Origin of the sequence: Arenimonas sp. (assembly GCF_047602345.1) — a bacterium.
Lineage (GTDB): Bacteria > Pseudomonadota > Gammaproteobacteria > Xanthomonadales > Xanthomonadaceae > Arenimonas.
Window position 1 is genome coordinate 22,116 of record NZ_JASGHN010000003.1, and the last position, 12,273, is coordinate 34,388.

Annotated in this window: 7 protein-coding genes and 1 pseudogene; 2 read left to right on the forward strand and 6 right to left on the reverse strand. The window is 65.6% G+C overall.

The annotated features are described in order from the left end of the window. Window positions 1-70: 70 nt before the first annotated feature. The gene (locus QM707_RS01095) at window positions 71-1,225 is read left to right on the forward strand and encodes an MFS transporter (protein ID WP_415000029.1); all 1,155 of its coding nucleotides are present in this window, start codon (window positions 71-73) and stop codon (window positions 1,223-1,225) included. 6 nt (window positions 1,226-1,231) lie between these two features. Here the strand turns inward: QM707_RS01095 and QM707_RS01100 are convergent, their stop codons facing one another. From QM707_RS01100 to QM707_RS01120, 5 genes and pseudogenes are all read right to left on the reverse strand, one after another. After that, window positions 1,232-1,795: an ester cyclase gene (locus QM707_RS01100; RefSeq protein WP_415000030.1), complete on the reverse strand. Its 564-nt coding sequence runs from the start codon at window positions 1,793-1,795 to the stop codon at window positions 1,232-1,234. 17 nt (window positions 1,796-1,812) lie between these two features. Continuing rightward, entirely contained in the window at window positions 1,813-2,961 is a 1,149-nt protein-coding gene (locus QM707_RS01105; RefSeq protein WP_415000031.1) for an extracellular solute-binding protein, read from the reverse strand. 98 nt (window positions 2,962-3,059) lie between these two features. Continuing rightward, window positions 3,060-4,049, reverse strand: coding sequence for a 5'-nucleotidase (locus tag QM707_RS01110; RefSeq protein ID WP_415000032.1), 990 nt, complete (start codon window positions 4,047-4,049; stop codon window positions 3,060-3,062). A 40-nt stretch (window positions 4,050-4,089) separates the two neighbouring features. Further along, a complete protein-coding gene (locus QM707_RS01115) occupies window positions 4,090-4,860 on the reverse strand; it encodes an NAD kinase (RefSeq protein WP_415000198.1) in 771 nt (256 codons plus the stop codon). A 92-nt stretch (window positions 4,861-4,952) separates the two neighbouring features. After that, window positions 4,953-9,873, reverse strand: a pseudogene (locus tag QM707_RS01120) (NAD-glutamate dehydrogenase). Window positions 9,874-10,038: 165 nt separating this feature from the next. Between QM707_RS01120 and QM707_RS01125 the strand changes: the two are divergent. Beyond that, window positions 10,039-10,974 (forward strand): CPBP family intramembrane glutamic endopeptidase, encoded by a 936-nt coding sequence (locus QM707_RS01125; protein ID WP_415000033.1) that lies wholly within the window; start codon window positions 10,039-10,041, stop codon window positions 10,972-10,974. 66 nt (window positions 10,975-11,040) lie between these two features. Here QM707_RS01125 and QM707_RS01130 read toward each other — a convergent pair whose 3' ends face one another. Beyond that, on the reverse strand, window positions 11,041-12,234 hold the full coding sequence (locus QM707_RS01130; RefSeq protein WP_415000034.1) for an acyl-CoA dehydrogenase family protein: 1,194 nt from the start codon (window positions 12,232-12,234) through the stop codon (window positions 11,041-11,043). Between the last annotated feature and the right edge of the window lie 39 nt (window positions 12,235-12,273).

Consider the following 12,273-nt stretch of genomic DNA (forward strand, 5'->3'; position numbering starts at 1 on the left):
GAGAGAATGGCGGCCGGGCGCAAGCCCGGCCGTTTTCTTTCCGCAGATCCCCGACCGCGCCAGACACCGCATGGATGCCCGCTACTTCCGCTTCGCGGTCTTCTACTTCTTCTACTACGCCGCGCTGGGCGCCTACACGCCTTACGTCGGGCGCTGGGTGGATGCGCTCGGACACAGCGGCTATGTCGTCGGCGGCATGCTGGTGCTATGGTATGGAACGCGCATCATCGCCCCGCCGTTGTGGACGGGCTTCACTTCGAGCAGCGCGACGCCAGGCCACTGGCTCGTCTATGGCGCCGGCCTGACGACACTCCTGTTCGCCGGCTTCCTGCTCGCGCGCGAAGCCTGGCAGCTATTGGCCGTGATGGCCGTGTTCGGCCTGTTCTTCAACGCGATCATGCCGCAGTTCGAAGCGATGACGCTGACCGAACTGGGCGAGCAACGCACGCAGTACGGGCGTATCCGCGTCTGGGGTTCCATCGGCTTCCTGATCGTGGCATCGAGTTTCGGCTGGCTGATGGATCGTCTCGGGAACGCATCCTTCGTCTGGCTGAGCCTGCCTCTTTTCCTGGGCTTGCTGTGCACCAGTTGGCTGCACCGGCGCGACCGCCAACCGGAATCGCAGGAAGCGCCGACGAGCCTGGCCAAATCGCTGCGCAGGCGCGGCGTGAAATCGTTCCTGATGGTAGCCCTACTGATGCAGCTCGCTTTCGGCCCGTTCTACGTCTTCTTCACCCTGCACCTGCAGCGCGAAGGGCACGATGGTTTGGACATCGGCGTGCTCTGGGGGCTGGGCGTGCTGATAGAGATCCTGTTGTTCTGGCACGCACCTCGCCTGATGGAGAAATACGGCGCGCAACGCCTGCTCGGGTTCTGCCTGGCGGTGACGGTGGCGCGCTGGCTGATGACCGCTTTCTTCGCGGCATCCTTGCCCTTGATGGCCCTGACGCAGGCCAGCCATGCCTTCAGTTTCGCCATCTTCCATGCCTGCTGCATGCAACGCATCGGCGAGTTGTTCCCGCCGCGCGAAGTCGCTGCCGGGCAAAGTTTGCTTTACGGCTTCAGTTCGGGCCTAGGAGGCGTGCTCGGTGCGGGCATGGCGGCGGCGATGTGGGAGTGGCGCGGCGGTACGGCGGCTTTCGTCGCTGGCGCGATGGTCGCCGCGATCGCCTGGGGCTTCCATTTCGCGAGCTGCCGGGCGCGCGAACGCGCCTCGGCAGCATGACGATCGCTACCAGCCGAGCTGGCGATTGAGGCTGGCGACATCGTAGTAATCGGCCTGATAGAAGATCTTGCCGTCCTTGACGCGCATGATGGTGCCGCCCTTGATATTGACCTTCTGTTGCGAGGCCGGGATGCCGGCCCACGTACCGGTATTGGTGCCGGTGAGCTGCCATTCGTAGGCGATGCCGTTGCCCTGGATGATCGGGTCGCCGCGCAGCGTCCATTCCAGATCCGGCATCGCCCTCATCAGGACGCCGATGACGTTGTCTTCGGCTGCCTGGCGTCCTCGTTGCACTTCGCCGACGGAAACATCCAGATACAGCACGCCTTCGTCCAGATACGAGCCCGCGCCGGGAATATCGTGCGCGTTCCACGCGGACAGATAATCGTCCAGGAGTTTGTCCATCGCCTGCACGGAGGCCTCGGGCGCCGGTGTCGGTGCGGGCGCTGTCGCCGCAGCGCTGGCCGACGGCATCGCGGGTTTCGCCTCCGGCGCCGGCGGTTCGGGCGCTTTGGCGCAAGCCAGCAACAGCAACGTGGAAGACAGCATGAGGGGGATTCGGTATTGCATGCGTGGCTCCGGAAAATTCAAGGCGAATCGCCGCTCGGGGACGCCGAGTCCACGAGCCAGCGGCTATAGGGAACGCAGGATCGGCCGCCGCAGCGGGCAGTCGGCAGGTGGCTGAAGCTCACCCGGTCCAGCGCGTCGACGCCCAGTTCGGCGCAGCGGGCGGGATCGAGCAAGCGTCCCTCGCGACAGACCGAGGCGACGACCGGCATCGTGCTCGCCGCCGCCGACAACTGGGCCTGCACCCGTGGCTTCAGCGACCATGACATGAACGCGTACGCGCAATTCGGGTGTCGCGCCGTCGCTTTCAACATCGCCGCGTCTATCCAGCCGGTACTTCCTTCGGCAGGCAGGGTCATCGCCACGCTGTTGCCTTCGTCGCGCAGGCGATCGAACAAACGGACGGTAGCCGCCATCGCCACGACGGACGCCTGCTGGAAATCGGCCAGCTGTCCGGCCTCGCCCTCGCTGCGGACGGAATGCAGCAAGGCACGTTGGCCCTGCAAGAGTTCCACGGCGGCGGCGAACTGTCGCTCATCGAGTTCGAACGGATCGGCGATTGCCAGCGAAGGTTGCCGCACGCGCAGCACCAGGGCCGCGTCGGCGATGCTCGCCGCATCGACAGCAGACTGGATGCGACCGGCATTCGTCCTGCCGTCCGGCAGGTTCTGCGCGTCGTAAAGCACGGACCAGCCAGTGATGGGTTGCGGAAACACCCTCGGGTCGTACAAGAGGACATGCGCGCCTGCCTGGAACGGCACGGCATACCTGGCGCCGAACTGGCTCAACCATGGCATGTCGGCGAATTTCGGAGCCAGGGCGGACAGGCCAGGCAGTCGGCGTACATCCAGCGGCTGCACGACGCCACCCTGCACCAGTTGAACGCCGACGATGCCGTCGGCAACGACCAGATCGATCGTTTCGCGCTGCGCCTTGGCGATGAACTCTTCCGCGCTTCCGGCGCCGGCAATGTTCAGGCGACATCCGGTGCTGCGTTCGAACTCATCGAACCAGGCGCCGCGCGGCCGTTCTGCCGATCTGCCGGCGTAAGCCGACGGCAGCAGGACGCCGAGCTCGGCTTCGAGCGGATATACCGCCGGGGCCGCGTCGGCGGTCTCGTCCTTGTCCGAGTCCGGCCGCGCGCAAGCCGCCAGGCAGGCGATCGCCATCAACAGCAATAGTCTGTTCCGGCCTGCCATCACGGGGGAAAGGAATGTTCGGGGGACTCCAGCTTGCCCATCCGGCCGCGCCGGGGCAAGCGCCTGCCTCAGTCGTTGGATACGCCGTGAGGCACATGGCCGGTGGCGACGTGTCGACGCGCATTTTCGACGTTGTGACTGGAGTCGTCGAAGAAGATGTCGGCGCCGAAAGCCTGGAGGAAAGGTCCCTTGTCGCGCCCGCCGAGGAACAGGGCTTCATCGATGCGCACGCCCCAATCGCGCAAGGTCAGGATGACCCGCTTGTGCGCCGGCGCCGAACGCGCCGTGACGAGGGCGGTGCGTATCGGCGAGTCTTCGACCGGAAACGCCTGTTGGAGATCGTGCAGCGCGGCGAGGAAGCCGCGGAAAGGCCCGCCCGAGAGCGGCTCATGCGCACGCCGCGATTCGTGCGCATGGAAAGCCGCCAGCCCGTCCTGCTGGGAGACGCGCTCGGATTCGTCGCTGAAGATCACCGCGTCGCCGTCGAAAGCGATGCGCAGCTGATCGTGCGCCTCAACGGCAGAATGCCCCGCACCGCGCTCGCCGCCGTCGGTCTTGTCGCCCGGTCTCGAGGTGAGGATGGTCGCGGCGGCCACGCCTTGCCGGAGCGCGTTGCGCACCGATTCGGGATTCGCCGACAGGAACAACTGGGCGCCGAAGGGATGGATATAGGGCGCCGTCGGCGCGCCGCTGGTGAACACCGCCCTGGCGATGCCCAGGCGATAGTGTTCGATGGCGTTGAAGATGCGCAGACCGGTGTCGGAAGAGTTGCGCGACAGCAGGATGACTTCGACGCGAGGCCGGTCTTCCGGCGCTCCCTGATTCAGGGCCAGCAGCTTGCGGACGAGCGGGAACGCGATACCCGGCGACAGGATCTCGTTCTCGCGCCGCCGCTGGAACTCGGCGTACGCATCGACGCCCTCCTTCTGGTAGAGGTCGTGCCCTTCTTCCAGGTCGAACAGGGCTCGCGCGGTGATGGCCACGACGAGTCGCCCGCCCGCATGGATCGGCGTGGCCGTACCCAGCGGATGTTGTGTCGACGGAAGGTCCCTGCTCATGCGGCCATTGTGCCCCGAGCCGTCTCGTGCGCTGCGATCATCAGGTGACGAACTGCTCGTTGAGGATGCGCTCCTCGAGGTTGTGCTCGGGATCGAACAGCAGGGTCACGGTGCGATCGCGCGACTCGCGCACGCTGACCTCCACGACATTGCGAACTTCGTGCGAGTCGGCGGTGGCGCTGACGGGCCGCTTGTAGGGGTCCAGTACCTCCAGGCGCACTTCCGTATCCGATCGCAGGATGGCGCCGCGCCAGCGCCTCGGCCGAAACGCCGCGATCGGCGTCAGCGCGATGACCGCCGATCCCAAAGGCAGGATCGGGCCATGGGCCGAAAAATTGTATGCCGTACTGCCGGCCGGCGTTGCCACCAGCACGCCATCGCAAACCAACTCGTCCAGGCGCGGTTGGCCGTTCAAATGCACGCGCAGCTGTGCGGTCTGGCGGGTCTGTCGCAATAGCGACACTTCGTTGTAGGCGAGAAAGCTGCTGCTGGTGCCGGCCTCGGTCACGGCCGTCATTTCCAGCGGACGCAGGACGGCTGCCTGCGCGGCGCGCAAGCGCATGGACAATTCGTCGGGACGATAATGGTTCATCAGGAACCCGACCGTGCCGAGTTTCATGCCGTAGACCGGTACGCCGCGCCCACCATGCCGGTGCAAGGTCTGCAGCATGAACCCGTCGCCGCCCAGCGCGCAGATGACATCCGCCGTTTCCGGCGGATGCTGAGCGTGCCGAGCGGTCAGGTATTCGAGCGCCGCCTGCGCCTCCGGCGCGGGACTGGCGAGAAAGGCGATGCGCGGCTCGTCAGGCAGTGGCATGCGTCACGTCTCCGATTCGGCCATGAGCATAGCCGATGCTCCCGCGTTAGCGGAAACATCGGGCTGTCGTGCAGCAATCGCCTCGATCAACCGGCGCGCGCGCCTGCCGAAGCGATCTGGGCCAGGCGACGCACGGCGACAGACAGGGTGGCGAAATCCATGCTGCGCAAATTGCGCATGTCGGCGAACATGCTCAGCGTGTACTTCAGCGCCGCGTCGTCGCGGGCCAGCCACTGACCCACCAGAGCACCCGGCGGAGTGCCGGGTGCGGCCGATCCCAGGACAAGGCCGACCAAGGAGCGTTGTTGCGCCTGCAGTTCGTCGCGCAACACACCGCGCGCCTGCGCATGCCAACGGCCATCGACCGGCAGTTTCTCCACGTTGTCCATCAACCATTTGCTGTGCAGGGCATCGGACAGGGCGAAATAAACCTCGCCGACGTCGGCGACGCCGAGACGACGCTCGATCGCGACCTCGACGATGTCCATGCCATAGGTCAGATACGGCAAACAGGCGAGCGACCGCGCGAGTTCCGGTGGGAAACCCAATCCGGTCCAGTGCTCGACATGCGCTGCATGGCAGCCTGGCTCTCGGCTGGCAGGATGCGCGGCAGGGCCGCGCGCAGCTGCCGCATCGGCTCGCCGTAGCGCTCCACCATCGCGGCGATATTGAGGCTCTCGCCCGGACGATTGAGCAGCCAGCGCGTCATGTTGCGCTGCAGATGCCAAAGATCGCTGAGCGCCTCGATCTGCGCCGCCTCGGGCACCTTCAGGTCGTGCCCGTCGATGCTCGCCCATAGGTCGCGCGCATCCAGCACCTCGCGCGTAATGCTGTAGGCCTTGGCGATCTGCGCCGGCGTCTCCCCCGCGTCCTCCTGCATGCGCAGGACGAAGGTCGAACCCATGCGGTTGACCATCGAATTGGTCACGGCGGTCGCGATGATCTCGCGGCGCAAGCGATGGTTCTCCATGTCGGCGGAGTACCGTTCCTGCAGCGCTTTCGGGAAATAGCGCACCAGCTCCTTCGACAGGTACGGATCTTCGGGCACGTCCGAATCGAGCAGCTCGTTGAAGATGACGATCTTGTCGTAGGACAGCAGCACCGCCAGTTCCGGTCGCGTCAGGCCCTGGCCGCGCGACTTTCGGTCGGCCAGCTCGCTGTCGCTGGGCAGGAACTCGATGGCGCGATCGAGCAGCCCTTGCGATTCCAGCGTGCGGATGAAATGCCCGAAGGAACCGAGGCGCGACGCGCTCATCGCCTCCATCAGGCTGATCGCCTGGTTCTGCCGGTAGTTGTCGTTCAACACCAGGTCGCCGACCTCGTCTGTCATGCTGGCGAGCAAGGTATTGCGCTGTTCCATGCCGAGATCGCCGCGCTGCACGACGGCGCCGAGCAGGATCTTGATGTTGACCTCGTGGTCGGACGTGTCGACACCGGCCGAGTTGTCGATGAAGTCGGTATTGAGCAGCACGCCGGCATGAGCGGCTTCGATGCGGCCGCGCTGGGTCATGCCCAGGTTACCGCCCTCGCCCACCATCCTGCAACGCAGCTCGTTGCCGTTGACGCGCAAGGCATTGTTGGCGCGGTCGCCGACTCGGCATGGTCTCCGCGGTCGGCCTTGACGTAGGTGCCGATACCGCCGTTCCACAACAGGTCGACCGGCGCCTTCAGGATCGCGTCATCAGGTCGGTCGGCGTCATCTGCTCGGCGTCGCTTTCGATCGCCAGCGCCGCCTTGATCTCCGGCGACAGCGGAATCGTCTTGGCGCCGCGCGCATAGACGCCGCCGCCAGCCGAAATCAGCGACTTGTCGTAATCGTCCCAGCTCGAGCGAGGCAGTTTGAAATGCCTGTCGCGTTCGACGAAGAGCACAGCGATGGTATTCGGATCCAGGAAAATATGCCGGTGATCGAACGCCGCCAGCAGGCGGATATGCTTGGACAACAGCATGCCGTTGCCGAACACGTCGCCGGACATGTCGCCGATGCCGACGCAGGTGAAGTCCTGGTTCTGGCAGTCGACGCCGAGCGCACGGAAATGCCGCTTCACCGACTCCCACCCGCCCTTGGCGGTGATGCCCATGCCCTTGTGGTCGTAACCGACCGAGCCACCCGAAGCGAAGGCGTCGTCCAGCCAGAAACCATGTTCGGCAGAGATCCCGTTGGCGATGTCGGAGAAGGTCGCCGTGCCCTTGTCCGCCGCGACGACGAGATACGGATCGTCCTGGTCGTGGCGCACGACGTCGGCCGGCGGCACGATGCGCCCATCGACGATGTTGTCGGTGATGTCGAGCAGGCCGTTGATGAATCGCTTGTAGCAGGCGATGCCTTCCGCCAGCACCGCGTCGCGATCGCCGCCCATCGGCGGACGTTTGACGAAGAAGCCGCCCTTGGAGCCGACCGGCACGATGACGGTGTTCTTGACCATCTGCGCCTTGACCAGTCCCAGCACTTCGGTGCGGAAATCCTCGCGTCGATCGGACCAGCGCAGACCGCCGCGGGCCACCGGACCAAAACGCAGGTGCACGCCTTCGACGAAGGGCGAATAGACGAAGATCTCGCGGTAGGGACGCGGTTTCGGCAAATCCGGCAAAGCCGCCGGATCGAACTTGAAGCTGACGTAATCCTTGTGGGTTCCGCCCTCGCCCTTGCGCTGGTAGAAGCTGGTGCGCAGGGTCGCGTTGATCGCCGTCATGAAGCCGCGCAGGATGCGGTCCTCGTCGAGGCTGGAAACCTTTTCGAGCGTGATGGCGAGAGCATCGAGACGGGCATCGATCTGCGCCTCGCGATCGAGCGCGCGGTCGGCGCCCATCTCTTCGAGGATCGTCGCCAGTTTTTCGCGCTCGGCAACCGGCACCACCTCGGTCAGCGAAAGGCGAAGTGCCTCGCAGGTCTTGGCATCGGCCTTGGCGTCGCGGCCCGGTTCGAAACGCGCCTCGAACAACTCGACCAGCAGGCGGGCGATCAACGGATAACGCGCCAGCGTTTCTTCCATGTAGACCTGCGAGAACGTCACGCCGGTCTGCAACTGGTACTTGCAGTAACCGCGCAACATCGCGACCTGGCGCCAGCTGAGGCCGGCGGCCATGACCAGACGGTTGAAACCGTCGTTCTCGGCGTCGCCGCGCCAGACGGCGGCGAATGCGTCCTCGAAGCGCGCACGCACGCCTTCGACGTTCACCTGGCCGGACAGCGGTTCGACTTCGAAATCCTGGATGACGACGCGGCCACCCTCGCCATCGATTTCGTAGGGATGCTCGCTGTTGATGCGCAGGCCGAGGTTCTCCAGCATCGGCAGCGCATCGGACAGGGCGATCTCGCGGCCGAGCCGGAACAGCTTGAAACGCAGTTCGCCTTCGCCGCTGCGATAGAGCGAGAGGCGCAGCGCCTTGTCGTCCGACAGCGACGCGGCCTGCAGCAGGTCCGCCGCGGCCAGCTCGGGCGTCACCGATTCGACATAGCCGGCCGGCAAGGCCTTGCCGAAGCGTTGCAGCAGCTTCAGGCCCTGCTCTTCGCCATGCTGCGCGAGTAGTTGTTCGCGCAGTTCGTCGTGCCAGTTGCGCACGATGCGCGCCAGCTCGGCTTCGAGAGCGGCGTGGTCGACCTGCACCTTTTCGCCGCTCTTCGGGCGGATGATCAGGTGCAACTGCGCCAGCGGCGACTTCGCCGATCTGGATGTTCGTATCGAGGCGCTCGCCCTTCAATTCGCGCATCAGCAGCGCTTCAATGCGCTGGCGGATCTCGGTGTTGAAGCGGTCTCGCGGGATGTAGACCAGGGCCGAATAGAAGCGGCCGTATCGGTCGCGGCGCAGGAACAGGCGCGGACGCACGCGTTCCTGCAGGCTCAGGATGCCGAGGCTGGTTCGCGTGAGTTCGTCGGCGTTGGCCTGGAACAGCTCGTCGCGCGGCAGGGTTTCGAGGATGTGCTTGAGCGCCTTGCCGCTATGTCCGCTTTCGGCCAGGCCGGAGGCGCGCATGACGTCCTCGAAGCGATGGCGCACGACCGGAATGTCCCAGGGACGCCGGTTGTAGGCGCTGGAGGTATACAGGCCGAGGAAACGCTGTTCGCGCACGGCGCGGCCTTCCTTGTCGAAGATCAGCACGCCGATGTAGTCCATGTAGCCGGCGCGATGCACGGTGGAGCGGGCGTTGGTCTTGGTCAGGATCAGCGGATCCATCGTCGCGCCTTTCGGCAGGTCGGCGGCCGCCAAGCCCGTCAACGGACGTGGGGCGGCTTCGTCGTCCTTGCCGCGCATCAGGCCCAGGCCCGTACCCTGCACCGGACAGAGCATGGGCTTGCCGTCGCGCGGGGCGACTTCGTACTCGCGATAGCCCAGGAAGGTGAAATGGTTGTCGGCCGCCCAGTGCAGGAAGGCCTGCGCTTCGGCGCGCTGTTCGTCGCCGACGGGCATCGTACGACTGCCGAGTTCGTCGGCGATCGATTCCATCTTCGTCCGCATTTCCTTCCAGTCCGACACGGAGGCGCGCACGTCGTCGAGCGACTGCGCGATCTCGTCGCGCAGTCGGCGCAGCGATTCCTCGTCGCCCTGGCGATCGATCTCCAGATGCATGAAGGACTCCGCGGCGCCGCTACCGACGGCGAGCAGCCGCCCGGAGGCATCGCGCTGCAAGGAGACCACCGGATGCACGATGCCGTGCAGGGCGATGCCGCGCTGGGCCAGAAGCATGCTCACCGAATCGACCAGGAAGGGCATGTCGTCGTTGACGATCTGCACGATGGTGTGGCCGCTGTCGGTCGCACCTTCGGCGACCGCATCGGACACCTGGATCAGCGTCTGGCCCGGCGAACGTTGCTGCGCGGCGGCCAGGGCCGAAAGCGCGATGCCGGCCCAATACGCCGCCGGACGCAAAGAAAGCTCTTCCTCGGGCAGGCGGGCGAAATAGGCCTGGGTGAAATCGCGGGCCATGCCCTGTTCGGTCGTCGGCGATTTCGCCTGCACGGTCGCGAGGATGGAATCGAGGGAGGCGGCTACGGTCTGGGCGTTCATGAAACGCGGTTCTCGGGCTTTCAGAAAGTGCGAAATTGTACCCGGTACGGCTGGCCGACGAGTAGCTCGCCCTGCCCAAAGTCACCCTCACGAACGGACGATTCCGCCGTCCAGCCCGAGGCCTAGAATCGCGCCCTGCACCGCGCGCTGCGCAAGGACCAAACCATGACCCAGACCCGCAACGTCCTGTCGCCGACGATCGCGGTCGCCGCCTATGCGGCCGTCTATTCGCTTTCGCTATACGCCCTTTCGCTGCAGCCGGGCTTCTCTCTGATCGAGCCCCTGTTCGTGCTGGGCGTACTCGGCATCGCCATGCCCGTGCTGGCGGTGGCCCTGACCCGCAACGCCCGAAACCCCGGCCCATCCGCGCGCCCCATCGGTACGCGCGAAACCCTGGCGAGCCTCGGCTACCTGGCGCTGTTCGCGTTGTTCGTTCTCGGCTTCGGCTTCAGCGTCATCAACGAGGCCATCGCCGACGAACCGACCCGCTCGCTGGCCAAGCTCGGTGTCAAGCTGGCGACGATGGTCGCATTGCCTGTCGCGTTGCTCGCGATGTTCGGTCACCGCTGGCGCGACACGCTGGCGCCGGGATGGAGTTGGCCGAAGCATGGCCGCGCGCTGATCGGCGTCGGACTCGCGCTGCTCGCCTTTCAGGCGGTGTTCGGCCGCGGCTTGCAGAGCCTCGACGCCTTGCAACCTGCATGGAGCACGATGGCGTGGGCGATTCCCGCCTGCTTCCTGCTGGCCAGTCTGGAGGCAGGCTTGTGCGAGGAAGTGCTGTTCCGCGTGTTCCTGCAGACCCGGCTTGCGGCCTTCCTGAAATCGGAACTGGGCGCGATCGCCATCGGTTCCTTGCTGTTCGGCTTGGCGCATGCGCCCGGCCTGTACCTTCGCGGCGCGGCACTGATGGAAGGCGCTGGCGGACAACCGACGCTGCTCTGGTCGCTCGCCTATTCGATCGCGATCATTTCCCCGGCCGGCATCCTGTTCGGCGTGCTGTGGTCGCGCACGCGCTCACTGGCCCTGATCGTCGTGCTGCATGGCCTGACCGATACCCTGCCCCATCTGGCGCCCTTCATCGAAACATGGGCATCGCACTGAATCCGGCCAGGAAACGGAGAAGCCCCGCCGAAGCGGGGCTTCCCGTCGTCCATCCGCCACTGCGCTTCAGCGCAGGCCGGTCTCGTTGCGGGCGATGACCAGGCGCTGGATTTCCGACGTGCCTTCGTAGATCTCGGTGATTTTCGCGTCGCGGAAGTACCGCTCGAGCGGCATTTCCTTCGAATAGCCCATGCCGCCGTGAATCTGCACCGCCTGGTGGCTGATCCACATGGCCGCTTCCGAGGCCGTCAGCTTGGCGATGGCGGCTTCGTTGCTGAAACGCGCGCCGCCCTTCTCGAACTCGCCTTTCTGCCAGGCCGCGCGCAGCGTCAGCAGCAGGGCCGCGTCGAGCTTGCATTTCATGTCGGCGATCTTGGCCTGCGTCATCTGGAAGGTACCGATCGGCGCACCGAACGCCTTGCGCTCCTTCACGTAGGCGAGCGTCGCTTCGTAGGCGGCGCGGGCGATGCCGATGGCCTGCGAGGCGATGCCGATGCGGCCGGCGTCGAGCACGCCCATGGCGATCTTAAAGCCATGGCCCTCTTCGCCCAACACGTCGTCGGCGCTGCACACGTAGTCCTGGAACTCGATCTCGCAGGTGGCCGAGGCGCGGATGCCGAGCTTGGGCTCGGTCTTGCCGCGATGGAAGCCCGGCTTCGTGGTGTCGATCATGAAAGCGGTGATGCCGCGCGCGCCCTTGTCCGGATCGGTCATCGCGAACAGCACGATGTACTTCGCCACCGGGCCCGACGTGATCCAGCTCTTCTTGCCATTGATGACGAAGCTGCCGTCGGCCTGCTTGCTGGCCTTGCAGCGCATCGCCGTGGCGTCGGAGCCGGATTGCGGCTCGGTCAGGGCGAAGGCGCCGATCTCGCGGCCTTCGGCGATCGCGCGCACGTAGAGCTGCTTCTGCGCTTCCGTGCCGAACTTCAGGATGCCGTTGCAGAACAGCGAATTGTTCACCGAGACGATGGTCGAGTGCGCTGCGTCGGCGTGGGCGATCTCGACCATGGCCAGCACGTAGCTGATCGGGTCCATGCCGGCACCGCCGTATTCGGCCGGTACTTCGATGCCCATCAGGCCGTTCTCGCCCAGCGTACGGATGTTCTCCAGCGGGAATTCGCCGGTCTGGTCGTGGTGCTCGGCGCTGGGCGCGATCTTTTCCTGGGCGATGCGGCGCGCCACATCCTGGATCATCAGCTGCTCTTCGGTGAATCGGAAATCCACGGCCTGTCCTCGGAAACGGTTCTCAGCCGCCAATTCTAACCGTTCGCCGCCGTGCGGTCGTGGCCGGATACG